This window comes from Thermoanaerobacterium sp. R66, assembly GCF_028895185.1.
In the GTDB taxonomy this organism is placed as follows: Bacteria; Bacillota; Thermoanaerobacteria; order Thermoanaerobacterales; family Thermoanaerobacteraceae; genus Thermoanaerobacterium.
Map to the genome: position 1 here is coordinate 595,325 of NZ_JAEUWW010000001.1, position 15,990 is coordinate 611,314.

Annotated in this window: 16 protein-coding genes and 2 other annotated features; of the genes, 15 read left to right on the top strand and 1 reads right to left on the bottom strand. The window is 35.0% G+C overall.

What is annotated here, in order from left to right; genetic code table 11:
- Positions 1–76: 76 nt before the first annotated feature.
- Positions 77–2,179: a glutamine synthetase III family protein gene (locus JJQ93_RS02795; protein ID WP_274892675.1), complete on the bottom strand. Its 2,103-nt coding sequence runs from the start codon at positions 2,177–2,179 to the stop codon at positions 77–79.
- 297 nt (positions 2,180–2,476) lie between these two features.
- Here JJQ93_RS02795 and JJQ93_RS02800 point away from each other — a divergent pair, with 297 nt between their 5' ends.
- The 15 genes from JJQ93_RS02800 to trpC all read left to right on the top strand — a co-directional run bounded on the left by JJQ93_RS02800 (position 2,477) and on the right by trpC (position 15,990).
- Positions 2,477–3,403 (top strand): Gfo/Idh/MocA family protein, encoded by a 927-nt coding sequence (locus JJQ93_RS02800; protein WP_274892676.1) that lies wholly within the window; start codon positions 2,477–2,479, stop codon positions 3,401–3,403.
- A gap of 98 nt (positions 3,404–3,501) precedes the next feature.
- On the top strand, positions 3,502–4,686 hold the full coding sequence (locus JJQ93_RS02805; RefSeq protein WP_274892677.1) for a biotin/lipoyl attachment domain-containing protein: 1,185 nt from the start codon (positions 3,502–3,504) through the stop codon (positions 4,684–4,686).
- 11 nt (positions 4,687–4,697) lie between these two features.
- Positions 4,698–5,399, top strand: coding sequence for a YggS family pyridoxal phosphate-dependent enzyme (locus tag JJQ93_RS02810; RefSeq protein WP_274892678.1), 702 nt, complete (start codon positions 4,698–4,700; stop codon positions 5,397–5,399).
- Positions 5,400–5,810 carry a cell division protein SepF gene (locus JJQ93_RS02815; protein ID WP_085112582.1) on the top strand — a complete coding sequence of 137 codons (411 nt, stop codon included), beginning with the start codon at positions 5,400–5,402 and terminating at the stop codon, positions 5,808–5,810. It begins immediately after the preceding gene.
- Between the two features lie 15 nt (positions 5,811–5,825).
- On the top strand, positions 5,826–6,116 hold the full coding sequence (locus JJQ93_RS02820; RefSeq protein ID WP_085112581.1) for a YggT family protein: 291 nt from the start codon (positions 5,826–5,828) through the stop codon (positions 6,114–6,116).
- Positions 6,117–6,128: 12 nt separating this feature from the next.
- Positions 6,129–6,872 (top strand): YlmH family RNA-binding protein, encoded by a 744-nt coding sequence (locus JJQ93_RS02825; protein ID WP_085112580.1) that lies wholly within the window; start codon positions 6,129–6,131, stop codon positions 6,870–6,872.
- 27 nt (positions 6,873–6,899) lie between these two features.
- The gene (locus JJQ93_RS02830; protein WP_014758873.1) at positions 6,900–7,388 is read left to right on the top strand and encodes a DivIVA domain-containing protein; all 489 of its coding nucleotides are present in this window, start codon (positions 6,900–6,902) and stop codon (positions 7,386–7,388) included.
- Entirely contained in the window at positions 7,378–7,623 is a 246-nt protein-coding gene (locus JJQ93_RS02835) for a TM1266 family iron-only hydrogenase system putative regulator (RefSeq protein ID WP_013788247.1), read from the top strand. Before JJQ93_RS02830 ends, JJQ93_RS02835 begins: the two co-directional genes overlap by 11 nt.
- A 47-nt stretch (positions 7,624–7,670) precedes the next feature.
- Positions 7,671–7,880: a binding site (T-box leader), on the top strand.
- 55 nt (positions 7,881–7,935) lie between these two features.
- Positions 7,936–10,719, top strand: coding sequence for an isoleucine--tRNA ligase (gene ileS / locus JJQ93_RS02840; RefSeq protein ID WP_274892679.1), 2,784 nt, complete (start codon positions 7,936–7,938; stop codon positions 10,717–10,719).
- Between the two features lie 46 nt (positions 10,720–10,765).
- Positions 10,766–11,470: a 5'-methylthioadenosine/adenosylhomocysteine nucleosidase gene (locus tag JJQ93_RS02845; protein ID WP_274892680.1), complete on the top strand. Its 705-nt coding sequence runs from the start codon at positions 10,766–10,768 to the stop codon at positions 11,468–11,470.
- Between the two features lie 2 nt (positions 11,471–11,472).
- Positions 11,473–11,769, top strand: a complete 297-nt coding sequence (locus JJQ93_RS02850) for a thiamine-binding protein (RefSeq protein WP_085112577.1) — start codon at positions 11,473–11,475, stop codon at positions 11,767–11,769.
- An 82-nt stretch (positions 11,770–11,851) separates the two neighbouring features.
- Positions 11,852–12,160, top strand: a binding site (T-box leader).
- A gap of 39 nt (positions 12,161–12,199) precedes the next feature.
- Positions 12,200–13,624: an anthranilate synthase component I gene (gene trpE, locus JJQ93_RS02855; RefSeq protein WP_274892681.1), complete on the top strand. Its 1,425-nt coding sequence runs from the start codon at positions 12,200–12,202 to the stop codon at positions 13,622–13,624.
- The gene (locus tag JJQ93_RS02860; RefSeq protein ID WP_274892682.1) at positions 13,624–14,211 is read left to right on the top strand and encodes an anthranilate synthase component II; all 588 of its coding nucleotides are present in this window, start codon (positions 13,624–13,626) and stop codon (positions 14,209–14,211) included. Before trpE ends, JJQ93_RS02860 begins: the two co-directional genes overlap by 1 nt.
- Entirely contained in the window at positions 14,192–15,211 is a 1,020-nt protein-coding gene (gene trpD, locus JJQ93_RS02865) for an anthranilate phosphoribosyltransferase (protein WP_274892683.1), read from the top strand. The genes JJQ93_RS02860 and trpD overlap by 20 nt, the downstream gene beginning before the upstream one ends.
- The gene (gene trpC, locus JJQ93_RS02870) at positions 15,208–15,990 is read left to right on the top strand and encodes an indole-3-glycerol phosphate synthase TrpC (RefSeq protein ID WP_274892684.1); all 783 of its coding nucleotides are present in this window, start codon (positions 15,208–15,210) and stop codon (positions 15,988–15,990) included. The genes trpD and trpC overlap by 4 nt, the downstream gene beginning before the upstream one ends.

Genomic DNA, 15,990 nt, shown 5'->3' on the forward strand with positions numbered 1-15,990 from the left:
TAATTGATCTGTAATTTAAATATGGATAACATTAAAAAAACTATTGAGGTTACCCCCAATAGTTTTTTATATATGATTATACGTAGAAAAGCATATCGGCGTATGTTGGAAGTGGCCAAATATCAGCATCAACTAATGTTTCTAGTTTGTCGCCTATTTCTCTAAGCTCTCCCATTTTTGCGAATACTTCATCTCTGTAATATTTAGCTACAGCAAAAGAATCTCCTTCAATATTTGATGCATTATTTACGGCGCTTTCGAGATTATCGATTCTCTTCTTAAATTTGGCTGTCAATGAAGAAACTTCCTTCAATAAATCGGCTTGTGCGTCAACTGAAGCGTCTAAACCAGTTTCTTTGACTGCGTTTATAGAGTCTGCAACATTTTTAATGAATTTTAAGACTGCCGGAAGAATCTGCTTTTTAGCCATATCAAGCATTGTCAACGCTTCTATGTTTATAGTCTTTGAGTAGTTTTCAAGCATTATTTCATAGCGAGATTCCATTTCTACCTTGCTTAATACGCCATGTTTTTCCATGACCTTCACATTTTTATCTTTCAAAAGGGCAGGAATAGCATCGACTGTTGAAGCTATATTTGGAAGTCCTCTCTTTTCAGCTTCTTTTACCCATTCTTCTGAATAGCCATTTCCGTTGAAGATTACTCTTTTATGATTTATTACGATCTCTTTTAATATTTTTTGAACTTCTTCATCAAAATTATCAGCTTTTTCAAGTTTATCTGCAATTTCTGATAAAACTTCTGCTACAATCGTATTTAAGATGTAGTTTGCAGTTGCTACTGATGATGAAGAACCTACCATTCTAAACTCGAATTTGTTTCCGGTAAATGCGAATGGGGATGTTCTGTTTCTGTCGGTGGAATCTTTGTGAAGCGTAGGAAGCGTCGTCACGCCGATTTTTAATTCTCCACCTTGCTTTGAGTTTGTAGCACCACCAGTTTCGCCTATTTGTTCTAAAATATCTGTTAATTGATCGCCTAAGAAAATCGAGATTATTGCCGGTGGAGCTTCATTTGCACCAAGCCTGTGGTCATTTCCAGGTGTTGCACATGATACTCTTAATAAATCAGCGTATTCATCGATTGCCTTGATAACTGCACACAGGAAAACCAAAAATTGTGCATTTTCATGTGGAGTTTTTCCAGGATCTAATAAATTTAAACCGTCATCTGTGCTCATAGACCAGTTGTTGTGCTTTCCAGATCCGTTGACACCGGCGAATGGTTTTTCGTGCAATAAACATACTAAATCATTTCTCAAAGCCACTTTTTTCATTATATCCATTGTTAACTGATTGTGATCCGTTGCTATGTTTGTCGTATTGAAGATTGGCGCTAATTCATGTTGAGCAGGTGCGACTTCGTTGTGCTCGGTTTTAGCTGATATGCCTAACTTCCAAAGCTCTTCATCAAGTTCTTTCATAAATTCGAAAACTCTTTCCCTGATGGTGCCGAAATAATGGTCTTCCATTTCTTGGCCTTTTGGTGGTTTTGCGCCAAATAATGTTCTGCCTGTTAATATTAAGTCTTTGCGTTTTTCATACAATTTTTTGTCTATCAAAAAATACTCTTGCTCTGGACCAACAGTTGTTATGACTCTTTTTGAAGTGTTATTTCCAAATAACTTAAGAACTCTTAATGCTTCTTTTGATAATGCTTCCATAGAGCGCAATAAAGGTGTCTTTAAGTCTAGTGCTTCGCCAGTGTATGAGCAAAATGCGGTTGGGATGTATAGGACATTATCTTTGACAAATGCAGGAGATGTACAATCCCATGCAGTATAGCCTCTTGCTTCGAATGTAGCCCTTAATCCACCTGAAGGGAATGACGATGCATCAGGCTCACCTTTTATAAGTTCTTTGCCTGAAAATTCTGTGATGACTTTACCGTCTGGTGTAGGAGAAATAAAAGATTCGTGTTTTTCTGCAGTAATACCTGTCAATGGTTGAAACCAATGTGTAAAATGCGTCGCTCCTTTTTCGATAGCCCAGTCTTTCATCGCGTTTGCTACTACGTCGGCAACTTTTGGGTCAAGCGGCAAACCTTCGTCGATTGTCTTTCTTAAAGCATTGTATGTTTGCTTTGGCAGACGCTCTCTCATCACTGCGTCATTAAATACATTGGCGCCAAAAATATTTTTCAAAGAATTTTCTGACATAAAAAATCCCCTTTCATTTATTTTTTGGTAATAATGGAAAATATAAACAAAACAAGGACGCCATTAATACACACAAACTATATTAATGAAACGCCCTTGTCTCATTTTTAACTATTAATTTTTCTCACAAATAATTAATTAAATATTATCACAAATTTCATGCAAATGCAAGCCCTTCATTTTTTAAAAGTCATGTACTTTTCTTGGTTATATGCCTGACTTGTTATATAATATGCATAAAGATGTCGATGTTTACAAATTTTCTAAAATAAGCAAATGAATTATAGAGGTGAGGTTATGAAGAATTTGAAAGCTATAATCGTAGGACCGGGCAATATATTCAAAAAGGCATATTTGCCATTCATATTTAACTTAGATATGCTCGAAATAGTTGGCATTGTGGGTAGAGATGAAAAAAAGCTTTTAAAGTATAAGGAGAATTATAAAGTTAGCACATATACTTCGATAGATGAAGCAATTGCTTTAAAGCCTGATTGTGCTTTTGTACATACTTCTACTGATAGCCATTATGAGATTGTGAAAAAACTTCTTGTAAATAATATCCATGTTTATGTAGACAAACCCTTGACAGATGATTATAAAAAGACTGAAAAACTTTATAATATTGCACTTAACAATTCACTTGTTTTAACTGTTGGCTTTAATAGAAGATATGCACCATTTTATATTAAGGCATCAGAGCATTTTGGAAATGGAAAACCTGAGTTGTACATAATGAAGAAAAATAGAAACGGCGGTGTTGGGGGTGATATCAAATTCACCCTTTACGATGACTTTATACATGTGGTTGATACACTGTGTCATCAAATTGGCGATGTTGAAAGCCTAAATATTTCGCGTGTAAAAGCCATAAAGGAAAATAATAGCTTAAAATATATAGATATTGAAATTACTTCGTGTGATAAAGTTGCAATTGGTTTAATGCACAGAAATAGCGGCATAGATGAAGAAGTGCTGGAGCTGCATGGCTATGGAAAAAGTGTAATAGTTGAAAATCTCGAAAAATTGCGGACGTTTGATGGGGAAACCGCATCTATTTATAGTCATCATTCCTGGGACAGCGTATCATACATAAGAGGTTTTGAAAGTGCAGTAAATAATTTTTTATGTTCTATAAATTCTAAAGAAATAAATGATGATGAAATAAAGCTTTCTTTAAAAACGCACCGATTGGTTGAAGATATTGTGAAAAAGATAATTTAAAACTTGAAGCAAATAAAAAGTTTATAAAATAAGTGCAAAAGAGTGAATTTAAAGGAGGAAAAATTGATTTTTTATAGAATATTATCTTAGGTGGTTTTATGAAGAGAATATTGAATATCATCATAGCGATTGTAGTCATACTTTACATAGGAAAAGTTGCAGTAAATACTATAAGTGGAAAAGATAAGACAATACCACTTAAACAAGGCAACTTATCTGAATCAATAGATACTTACGGTTACATAGTGGTTGATGCAATGGTCATAAATTCTCCGATTAATGGAGAAGTTAATATGTTAGTAAAAAATGGGACAAGAGTGCCAAAAGGCAAGGAAATAGCTGAAGTCGTATCGCCAAACTTTGATAAGTCGAAATTGAATGAGCTAAATTCTATAGATGAAAAGATTCAGAGCATTAAGGATGATAAAAGTTTGGGTATCTATGCTAAAGACATAGAAAACATAAACGCTCAGATAGATGAATTAAATAAAGAATATCAGCAGGCAAAAGACAAGAGCGTTTTAAGCAGTTTAAGCAAAAAAATAGATGATTTGACCAGCAAAAAAGAGCAGATAATCAAAAATGGTCCTTCGTCGATTAGAAATTTAGATGATCTTTATAGTCAAAAAAAACAATTAGAAAGCATTGTTTCTAATGGCTTGTACAAGGTATATTCGCCTGAAGCTGGAGTCGTAAGCGATTATTTTGATGGGTATGAAGATGTGTTTAATGTAAACAAATTGTTTAACATCACATTAAATGATATAAATGCAGTACAAAAAGAGCCAGCAGAGGTAAAAGGTGAAGTAAAGCAAGGTGAACCGATATTAAAATTAATGGACAATTACGATTGGTATGTATTGTCTGTATTGGACAAAAGTCAGAGCCAAAAATTAAAAGAAGGAAACAATGTAAAAGTAGAAATAGATAACAACGATAGTCAGTTTTTAGACGGACACATAATGAAAATATATTCGATATCCGACAATTTATTTGGTGCAGTGATAAAGATGAATGATGTTTATAATGATTTTTTTAAAAGAAGGAAAGTTAAAGTCGATATAACAGTAAATAACTATGAAGGTTTTATTGTGCCAAATACGGCTATCGTAAAAGTTGATGGAAAATATGGTGTTTATAAATTAAATAACGGTATTCCTGTCTTTGAAGAAGTCGACGTAAAAGTGCAAAATTCAGAAAGTGCCGTTGTAGAAAGTCCAGATGGAAATTTAAAAATGTATGACGAAATATTAGTATATGGTAAAGACTATTTAAAGAAGTAAGAGGGATTATTATGGATATACGTTATAATATTGATAAAGTAAAAGAAAATATCAAGAAGCATGCATTAAAAGTTAATAGAAATCCTGACGATATATTAATTGTGGCAGTGACTAAAACCGTCGATGTCTCAAGAATAGAAGAAGCAATAAAATACGGTATTACGGATATTGGAGAAAATAAAGTACAAGAGTTAGTGGACAAATATCCGACATTGATGGATAAGGTTCAGTTCCACTTTATAGGTCATCTTCAGACAAATAAGGTAAAATACATAATAGATAAAGTGAAGATGATTCATTCGCTTGACAGTGTGCGCCTTGCAGAAGAAATAGATAAAAGAGCCAAAAAATGCAATAGGATTATGGACTGTTTGATTGAGGTAAATGTAGGTTCAGAAGAATCAAAGTATGGAATTGAACCGTCAAGCTTGTTGGAATTCATAAAGGAGCTTGAAGGTTTTAGCAACTTGAAAATAAAAGGTCTGATGACGGTGGCGCCGTATGTAGATGCTGAAGATGTAAGGCCTTATTTTAGAAAAATGAAACAGTTATTTGATAATGCTAAATCTTTAAATCAAAAAAATTTAGACTTTAAGTATTTGTCTATGGGTATGACGAATGACTACACTGTTGCCATTGAAGAAGGTGCCAACATCATACGTATAGGTACAGGAATTTTTGGGAAAAGATTATATGATATGGAGGTAAAATAAATGGCTGTAAAAGTGATTGAAAAGCTTATGAATTTTTTTGGATTTGATGAGCAGGAAGAGGAAGGGAACGCTGAAAAAGTTGAAAATGAATTGCCCTTTAGCCAAAAGCCAAAAATAGTGAATATACATACACAATCGCAGATAAAAGTTATTATTTTGAAGCCAGATAGTTTTGAACAGGCGCAGACAATACTTGAAAACATAAAAAATAAAAAGCCTATAATTATTGATCTTCAAAATATGGAAAGAAATGATGCTCAGAGGCTTATAGACTTTTTAAGTGGTGCTGTTTTTGCGTTAAATGGAGAAATTAAGAAAATTGCTAATAGCATATTTTTAATTGTGCCGGACAATTTTGATATTGCTGGTGATATACAAGATGAAGTCGATTCAATGTTCAATTTAAAGTAATGAGGAGGGTATGATTTGACGACAAACTATGCTTTGATCTTAACATTAAACTACTTTTTTGAGATTGTAAATTGGCTTATTGTAATAAGGGTGGTATTATCTCTTTTGAGAATGGAGAATATGGGAAATCCTATATCGCGATTTGTCATCATCGTGACAGAGCCTATTTTAGATCCTTTTAGAAGGTTGCAATTTAAGTCATCTATTGGAAGAAATATGATGATAGATTTTTCGCCTATCCTTGCTATGTTGGCTATCCAATATGTGATAAGACCAATATTAATAAGCTTAATTTCATTAATATAAAAGGGTGAAGGAATGGAATACAGCATTGCAAGACTTAATGATATGATAAATTGGGTACAGAAAAATAGGCATGATAGATTTACAGATTTTCTAAGCATGAGAGATCAGAAGATACTGCTAAAGTTGATTGACAAATATGACGATATAGATTGTAGATTTGATGGTGGATTTAAAGAGGCTGAGAGAAAAATAGCCTGTATATATCCGTTGTATCTTACGATTTCCGATGGTGAACATTTTGATGTAATAAAGGGGATAAGGATAGATGGTGACTTAACAAAGTTGTCACATAGAGATGTATTAGGTTCACTGTTAGGTCTAGGTATAAAAAGAGAAAAAATTGGTGATATAATTAAAAGACAAGAAATCTGCGATGTAATAGTGCATAGTGACATAGCTGATTATGTTTTGATGAATTTGAAAAAGATAGGTCGAGAGAAGGTTATTGTTAGTTCAATTGACTTAGATGAGGTTATAGAGCCTGTAATAGAGTACGAGGACATTAAAACAACTGTTGCATCTGTAAGGCTTGATAGCATAATCGCGTCGGGATTTAAAATATCCAGGACAAAGGCTTCGGAATTGATAAAAGCTGGACTTACTGAAGTGAATTGGGAGACAAATATATCGCCTTCATTTGAAGTAAAAGAAGGTGACATCATGTCTTTAAGAGGTTATGGAAGGATCAAGCTCCAAGAAATTTTAGGTACATCGAGAAAAGGCAGGGTATATGTTCATATTTTAAAATACAAATAACAATAAGATGACAAGGAGTGGATTGGCATGTTAACACCTATGGACATACACAATAAGGAGTTTAAGCGTTCATTTAGAGGTTACAATGAAAATGAAGTTGATGAGTTTTTAGACAAAGTTATGGAAGACTATGAACTATTGTACAAAGAAAACTCCGATCTAAAGGACAGAGTAAATATATTAAATGATAAGTTGCAGAATTATACTGATATAGAAAAAACGCTAAATAATACGCTGGTGGTCGCTCAAAAGTCGGCTGAAGATTTAAAGTTAAATGCCAAGAAAGAAGCTGATTTGATAATACAGCAAGCACAGCAAGAAGCAGAAAAAATAATGCAGAAAGCCAATCAAGAAGTAGTAAGAATTAGAGCAGAGCTTGAAAATCAAAGGAAAAAATTGAATGTATTTAAGGCTAAATTCAAAACACTCCTTGAAGGAGAGCTTGAAGCTATATTGTCTATAGACGATAGAGAATTTTTTGATGATGAGAACGATGTGAGAAATGATGAGGAATAGACTTGCTGTAATCGGGATCTTAGTCCAAAATAGAGAGTTGGCGTCTGAAAAAGTTAATCACATTTTAAGCGAGTATGCCGATATCATAGTGGGCAGAATGGGCATTCCATATAAGGAAAGAAATGTGTCAATAATATCGTTGATTGTCGACGGTACGACGGATGACATCGGTGCTTTAACTGGCAAGCTTGGCAGCATTGAAGGTGTAAAAGTAAGGTCTGCCATTACAACGTAAGATGTTGACGTCTTTTTTTACATATTGTATAATTATTTAAAATGCGAAAAAAAGCGATGAAGAGGACAATTTATGCAAACAAAACTTTTAAGAGAGTTGGCGGTGGGTGAAAGCCAATAAGTTAGTTTGTCATATATCACCTCGAAGCTGCTGGCTGAAATTTAGTAAGCTAAGCCGGGAAAACCCCGTTATCTCATGAGTGATTAAGGCATTGAGCCTTAATAATTAGGGTGGTACCGCGACTTCTCGTCCCTTTGGATGAGAGGTTTTTATTTTTTCTGCATTACGCAATTTGAAATAGGAGGTATGTTTATGGATTACAACAAAACATTAAATCTGCCAAAGACTGATTTTCCAATGAAGGCGAATTTGCCGATGAGAGAGCCAGAAATATTAAAGAAATGGGAGAACATGGACATATACCACAAATCATTAGATAAAAACAAGGGCAAAGAAAAGTTCATTCTTCATGATGGTCCTCCATACGCAAATGGCAATATACACCTTGGTACTGCCATGAACAAAGTTTTGAAGGACATGGTGGTTAAATATAAGACCATGAGGGGATATGAATCACCATATGTGCCAGGTTGGGATACTCATGGCTTGCCAATAGAACAGCAGGCGATTAAGACGTTAGGGATAAAGAGAAATGATGTAGGTCCAGTAGAATTTAGAAGGGTGTGCCGTGATTTTGCTTTTTCGCAAATTGAAAAGCAAAAAGCGCAATTTATTAGATTAGGTGTAAGAGGAGATTGGCAAAATCCATATTTGACGCTGAAACCAGAATACGAGGCAAAGCAGATAGAAGTATTTGGGGAGATGGCAAAGAAGGGATATATATATAAAGGACTTAAGCCTGTATATTGGTGTACAGATTGTGAGACTGCATTGGCAGAAGCAGAAATAGAGTATTCTGATGAAAAATCTGATTCGATCTACGTTAAATTCAGAGTTGTAGATGACCTTGGTAAATTTAAAGGCATTGTTGATGATTTAAGCAATTTGTACTTTGTAATATGGACTACAACGACTTGGACAATTCCTGCTAATCTTGCAATTTGCTTGAACCCAGATTTTGACTATGCTTTAGCAAAGTACGGAAATGAAATTTACATAATGGCAAAAGATATGCTTGACAGCATTGAAAAAGAGACAGGACTTTCAAACCATGAAATAATTGCTACTTTTAAAGGCTCAGAACTGGAAGGAATGAAGGCTAAGCATCCTCTTTTTGACAGGACATCGCTTATAATATTAGGCGATCATGTAACGCAAGAGGCAGGTACAGGATGTGTGCACACAGCACCTGGACATGGTGAGGAGGACTTTGTAGTTGGTCAAAAATATGGACTTGATGTTTTGAATCCTGTTGATGATAAAGGTCGATTTACTGAAAAAGCAGGAAAATACAATGGACTATTTTACTCTGATGCAAATAAGGTCATAAAAGAGGATCTTGAGAAAGCCAATGCTTTATTGGCTTCAAAGACTTTCACGCACTCGTATCCTCATTGCTGGAGATGCAAAAATCCTGTTATATTCCGCGCCACAGAGCAGTGGTTTGCATCTGTAGATGGCTTTAGAAATGAAGCGCTTGATGCGATAAAAGAAGTAAATTGGATTCCTGAGTGGGGCGAAGATAGGATTACAAACATGGTTAGAGATAGGCACGATTGGTGCATATCCAGGCAAAGGATATGGGGTGTTCCAATTCCTATTTTTTACTGCAAACATTGTGGGAAAGAATTGATAAACGATGATACGATAAATGCGGTAAAGAAGTTGTTTGCCGAAAAGGGTTCTGACGCTTGGTATGAACTATCGGCCGAAGAAATACTGCCACAAGGCACAAGGTGTGAATGTGGTTCTACAGAGTTTAGAAAAGAAACGGATATTATGGATGTATGGTTTGATTCTGGTTCCAGCCATGTAGCGGTTTTAGAGACAACTGAGGGACTTAGATGGCCAGCAGACTTGTACTTGGAAGGTTCTGACCAACACAGGGGATGGTTCCAGTCATCGCTTCTTACATCTGTCGCTACAAAAGGTATCGCTCCGTATAAAAATGTATTGACACATGGTTTTGTTGTAGATGGTGAAGGGCGAAAAATGTCTAAATCCCTTGGAAATGGAATCGATCCAGCCGATGTTGTAAAAGAGTATGGTGCTGACATATTGAGGTTGTGGGCTGTTTCTGCAGATTTCACTTCAGACATGAGGATATCAAAAGAAATTTTAAAACAGATGACTGAGTCATACAGAAAAATCAGAAACACAGCAAAATTTTTATTAAGCAACCTTTACGATTTTGATGCTGATAAAGATTTGTTGCCATATGATGAATTGTTAGATATAGATAAATGGGCTTTGTACAAATACAATGAGCTTGTTAAGGATGTAACTGAAGCTTTTGACAAATATAAATTTTATGAGTTCTTGCATCTTGTTCATACCTTCTGCATTGTAGATATGAGCAATCTGTACCTTGACATATTGAAAGACAGGCTATATACTTTCCCAGCCACATCAAAAGAAAGGAAAGCAGCTCAAACTACTCTATATATTATATTGAATGGTTTTGTAAGAATCATAGCACCGGTGCTGACATTTACAGCAGACGAAATATGGAGCTATATGCAGCACGATGCAAAAAATGATTTCGAGAGCGTTCAGTTGGCTGATTGGCCAGAGCCTAATGATATCTACGACAATAAGCAGATAATTGAAAGCTGGAATAAACTTTTTGACATAAGAAAAGATGTATCTAAGGCATTGGAGATATCCAGATCAAACAAGGAAATAGGCCATTCTTTGGAAGCTCAAGTCGATATTTATGCGTCGAAAGAGATGTACGAATTTTTGAAGCAGTTTGAAGAAGATTTTAATACAGTCTTTATAGTATCAAAAACTGTTCTTCACGAAAATGATGAGGTTATACCTGATGATGCGTACAGAAGTGAAGATTATAACATTGCTATAAAAGTAAGTCATGCACCTGGTGAAAAATGCGAAAGATGCTGGATGTACAGTGAAACTGTTGGCGAAGATAAAGAGCACCCAACAATTTGCAGTAGGTGTGCTGCACATATCTAAAGGGAGATTTCTCCCTTTTTTAATTAAAGATGAAAGGAGTATAAGCGTGAAAAAGATAGGCTTTATTGGCGCTATGGAGGAAGAAGTAGAGCTACTTAAGGAAGCTATCGTTAATGAGTTTACGATAAATAGGGCAGATATGGATTTTTTTAGCGGTATACTTAATGGAGTAGACGCAGTTGTTGTAAAATCAGGTATAGGAAAGGTAAATGCAGCGATCGCAACACAGATATTGATATCCGAATTTAAAGTTGATTGCATAATAAACACAGGTGTTGCTGGAGGATTAAAAAAAGGCATAAATGTTGGCGATATAGTCATTTCTTCGGATGCGATAGAACATGATTTTGATACTACAGCATTTGGAGACGAATTAGGAGTAATCCCTCGCATGAAGACAAGCGTATTTAAAGCTGACGAATATCTCATAGATGTGGCATATAAGGCTGCTAATGATAATATTGATGGGAAAGCGTATATTGGCAGGATCGTTTCAGGTGATAAATTTATCTCATCAAAAGATGAGGCTTTAAAATTGGGGAAGCTTTTTAATGCACTAGCAGTCGAGATGGAAGGAGCAGCAATTGCACATACTTCATATCTTAACAATATACCATTTGTCATAATAAGAAGCATTTCAGACAATGCTGATGGAAATGCTGCAAAAGATTTTAGCCAATTTGTTAAAGAAGCAGCAATAGTGTCCAGCAATATAGTTAAAGAGATGATAAATCTAATCAAGGAGAATTAGATATGAGTGTTGTAAATGTAAGCTTGCAAGTATTACCTATAGTTGAAGAAGAAAAAATCTATCCAGTCGTAGACAAAGTTATTGATTACATAAAATCAACAGGTGTTAAGTATTTTGTAAGCCCTATGGAAACGACTATGGAAGGAGACATCGATGTTCTCTTGGATATTGTGAAAAAGGCCCAAAATATATGCGCAGATGAAGGTGCCAAGAGGGTAATTTCGATCGTTAAGATAGACTTTAAACCTGATGGTGTGACGATTGAGGAGAAAATAGGCAAATATAGAGATGGTTGCTGATGTGAGATAATTTATATTTTAGACAAGATTAAAACTATTGACATATATTTTAACACGTTATATAATTAAATCAATCGAAATAAAAAAATCGATGAGCAGGAATAGTAAATATCGCATTAGGTTAAAGCGAGCCTGGGATGGTGGAAGCCAGGTACTGACGGCGTTATTGAATGGGCCTGCGAGATGGCGTGTGAAATGAAAGTAGCATTGCCCGGTAGTCTACCGTTAAAATGACAGGGTATCGAGAAATCTGTACCTGCAATGAGAGGTTTTGTACTTAGGTGGCAAAGCGAAATGAAAGCATTTCGTCCTTAGTGGATGAGATGCTTTTTTTAAACCACACAAGTATAAAACAATTTGGGTGGCACCACGAAGTCACTTCGTCCCATTGGATGAAGTGACTTTTTTGCATATTAAGGAGGTGTATTGGTTGAATATAACTGAAAAAGAATATGAAAGACTTGTAAAGAAGAAAATTGTCTTTCCTGTTTACGAGGAGATAAACGGTGATGAATTGACGCCAATCAATATTTTTTACAATCTAGATGGTGAAAATAAATTCCTTTTGGAAAGTGCTGAAAGTAGTAAAATGTGGGGCAGATATTCGTTTATCGGTTCGAATCCGTATTTGAAGATCAAATGTAATGATGATTTAATCCAGATTGATGGTGATAAAAAGGAAATAAGATACGGCAGAATTCTTGACTATATAAAGGAAAATATGATGTGCGATTATGATAGTTGTGGACTCGAATTTCCATTTACTGGCGGAGCAATAGGCTATGCTGGATATGACATTATAAGACAGTATGAATATATTCCATCAAAAAATATTGATGAAATAGGAATACCTGACGCGTATTTTATGTTCTACAAGATTATAATCTGCTATGATCACTATAAACATAATGTATCTGTTATTTACAACGTATTTCCTGATGAAAATGAAAAGTATGGCTTTATAAAAGAAAAATTGGAAAGAATAATTTTAAACATAAAGAGCAATGTTAAAATTCACGATATAAAGCCAAAGCAACTCATTTCTGATATTGATTATAATCTTACCAAAGAAGAATTTTGCAATATTGTAATTAAAGCAAAGGAATATATAAAAAATGGTGACATATTTCAAGTAGTACCTTCCCAAAGACTTAAAATCAAAACCGATTCCGCGCCTTTTGATGTGTATAGGAGACTGAGGAATGCAAATCCATCACCATACATGTTTTACATCGATTTTGGCGATTTTCAACTGATAGGTTCGTCGCCAGAAAGCCTCGTATCCGTATTTGGAAGTAAAGTCACTACAAATCCGATTGCAGGAACCAGAAAAAGAGGAAAAAGCGCTGAAGAAGATTTAATATTGAAAAATGAGCTTTTAAATGATGAGAAGGAAAAGGCGGAACATGTAATGTTAGTTGACCTTGGAAGAAATGATATAGGAAAAGTAAGCGAATTTGGCACTGTAAGATTAGATAGATTCATGGAAGTCGATTTTTATTCGCATGTAATGCACATTGTATCAAAAGTTTCAGGCATTTTGAGAAATGGTCTTACAGCGTTTGATGCACTAATTGCATGTCTTCCTGCTGGGACAGTTTCAGGTGCACCGAAAATAAGAGCGATGGAAATAATTGATGAGCTGGAGAATGTGAAAAGAACATTTTACGCTGGAGCAGTCGGCTATTTTTCTTACAATGGAGATATGGATATGTGCATAGCAATAAGAACGCTGCTATTAAAAAGCAGCACTGCATTTATTCAAGCTGGGTGTGGAATTGTGTATGATTCTCAGCCAGAAGCTGAATACTATGAAACTTTAAATAAGGCGATGGTCTTAAAGGAGGTGCTTTGATGCTTCTCCTCGTAGATAATTACGATTCATTTACCTATAACTTGTATCAATTCATAGGCGAAATTTACAGCGATATATTAGTTGTCCGCAACGATAAAATAGGATTAAATGACATAGCTTTAATGAATCCAAAGGGAATAATTATATCGCCTGGTCCAGGAAGACCAGAAAATGCAGGGATTTCAGTAGACATAGTCGATGAGTTTGAAGGCAAAATACCTATATTAGGGATTTGCCTTGGACATCAAGCTATTGGATATGCTTATGGCGCAAAAATAATTAGAGCAATTACTATAATGCATGGAAAGACTTCATCTGTCAATCATGTTGGCAAAGGATTGTTTGAAGGCATAAAAAGTCCAATGAAAGCTATGAGATATCATTCGCTTGTAATTGACAAAAGTTCATTGCCAGAATCATTAGAAATAACTGCAGAAACAGATGATGGAACTATTATGGCAATTAAGCATAAGCACCATCATGTATATGGACTTCAATTTCATCCTGAGTCTATTTTAACAGATGATGGCAAAAATATATTAAAAAATTTTGTGGAGGGGATTTGCAATGTTAAAGGAAGCCATTGAAAAAATCATTAAAGGGGAGAATTTGACCGAGACAGAGGCAAAAAGCGCCATGGATGTAATAATGAAAGGGGAATCAAGCCCGCCACTAATTGGTGGTTATCTTATAGGCCTTAGGATGAAAGGCGAATCAATCGATGAGATAACCGGCTCTGCAAAGTCGATGATAGAAAATGCAAAAAAATTAAATCTTGATTCTCCATATGTCATAGATACCTGTGGAACGGGAGGTGACGGCGGAAAGACATTTAATATTTCTACTGCAGTTGCAATAATTTCTTCGTCTGCCGGAATCAAAATAGCCAAACATGGAAACAAAGCTGTTTCCAGTAAAAGCGGCAGTGCCGATGTATTAAATGAATTAGGTGTAAAAATCGATGCAGAACCAGAGATGACAAAGAAATTCATCGATGAAGTGGGATTTGGATTCCTTTTCGCGCCTTTGTATCATTCAGCCATGAAAAACGTAGCTCCCATAAGAAAAGAACTGGGTTTAAGAACGGTTTTTAATATATTAGGACCATTGACAAATCCGGCTTCTGTTAAAGGCCAAGTTTTAGGCGTTTATGATAAAAACCTGACGCATATATTGGCAGAAGTTTTGCTAAAATTGGGGTGTGAAAGAGCTTTAGTCGTTCACGGAAATGATGGGCTTGACGAAATAACTACTACCACTACTACAACTGTTTCAGAAGTGAGAGATGGCAAGGTTATTGATTACACTATTGACCCTAATGATTACGGTATTAGACTGTCGAAAGATTCGGATATTGGTGGCGGCGATGCAAAGGAAAATGCAAAAATCATTTTAGACATATTAAATGGTGAAAAAGGCCCTAAAAGAGAGATTGTAGTTTTAAATAGCGCTGCAGCTTTGTATGTTGGTAAAGCGGTTGATAGCATTAAGGAAGGTGTTAAGCTTGCAGAATATCTCATTGATTCAGGCAAGGCATTAGGCAAGCTGAATGACATATTAAGTTTTCAGAAGGTGTATTTGCAATGATACTTGATGATATTATCTTTAAGAAAAAAAAACAGGTGGAAATGAAAAAAATCGAAAAACCGCTGGATGATATATTAAAAGAAATTAAAAACGACAAAGATGTGAGGAATTTTAAAGAAGCGTTGAGGAGTGATGATATATCGATAATAGCTGAGATAAAAAAAGCTTCTCCGTCGAAAGGGATAATTTTAGATGATTTTGATCATATAAAAATTGCCAAATTGTATGAAGATATTAATGTTGAAGCCATATCTGTTCTTACAGAAAAAAATTATTTTAAAGGAGATGATGCATATATAAACGATGTAAAAAAAATAACATCAAAACCTATTCTAAGAAAAGACTTCATATTTGACGAATACCAAATATACGAAAGCAAATTAATTGGTGCAGATGCTGTCTTGCTTATAGTGGCTGTACTTGGAGATGATTTAAAGAAGTTTTACGATACTGCTAAAAAGATTGGATTAGATGCCATTGTTGAGGTTCATGACGAACGAGAACTTGAAATAGCATTAAATGCGAATGTAGATATTTTAGGTATAAATAACAGGGATTTAAAGGATTTTCGCGTTGATTTAAAGACGACAGAAAGGCTTATTAGATACGTGCCAAGTGGTGTTCTGTTGGTATCTGAAAGTGGCATAAAGACCCCTGATGACGTAAAATTTTTAAAATCATTAGGTGTAAATGCTGTCCTAATTGGTGAAACATTTATGAATATAATCAAAAATGGTGGTAAAATTGATGATTTCGTAATTCAATCAAAGGGTGTTTAA

Bases quoted from the DNA above. Each gene is read 5' to 3' on its own strand.
- JJQ93_RS02810 (WP_274892678.1), top strand. From the start codon at position 4,698: ATGGATATACGTTATAATATTGATAAAGTAAAAGAAAATATCAAGAAG.
- trpC (WP_274892684.1), top strand. From the start codon at position 15,208: ATGATACTTGATGATATTATCTTTAAGAAAAAAAAACAGGTGGAAATG.
- JJQ93_RS02800 (WP_274892676.1), top strand. From the start codon at position 2,477: ATGAAGAATTTGAAAGCTATAATCGTAGGACCGGGCAATATATTCAAA.
- JJQ93_RS02830 (WP_014758873.1), top strand. From the start codon at position 6,900: ATGTTAACACCTATGGACATACACAATAAGGAGTTTAAGCGTTCATTT.
- JJQ93_RS02860 (WP_274892682.1), top strand. From the start codon at position 13,624: ATGCTTCTCCTCGTAGATAATTACGATTCATTTACCTATAACTTGTAT.
- JJQ93_RS02805 (WP_274892677.1), top strand. From the start codon at position 3,502: ATGAAGAGAATATTGAATATCATCATAGCGATTGTAGTCATACTTTAC.
- ileS (WP_274892679.1), top strand. From the start codon at position 7,936: ATGGATTACAACAAAACATTAAATCTGCCAAAGACTGATTTTCCAATG.
- trpD (WP_274892683.1), top strand. From the start codon at position 14,192: ATGTTAAAGGAAGCCATTGAAAAAATCATTAAAGGGGAGAATTTGACC.
- JJQ93_RS02835 (WP_013788247.1), top strand. From the start codon at position 7,378: ATGAGGAATAGACTTGCTGTAATCGGGATCTTAGTCCAAAATAGAGAG.
- JJQ93_RS02795 (WP_274892675.1), bottom strand. From the start codon at position 2,179: ATGTCAGAAAATTCTTTGAAAAATATTTTTGGCGCCAATGTATTTAAT.
- JJQ93_RS02815 (WP_085112582.1), top strand. From the start codon at position 5,400: ATGGCTGTAAAAGTGATTGAAAAGCTTATGAATTTTTTTGGATTTGAT.
- JJQ93_RS02850 (WP_085112577.1), top strand. From the start codon at position 11,473: ATGAGTGTTGTAAATGTAAGCTTGCAAGTATTACCTATAGTTGAAGAA.
- JJQ93_RS02825 (WP_085112580.1), top strand. From the start codon at position 6,129: ATGGAATACAGCATTGCAAGACTTAATGATATGATAAATTGGGTACAG.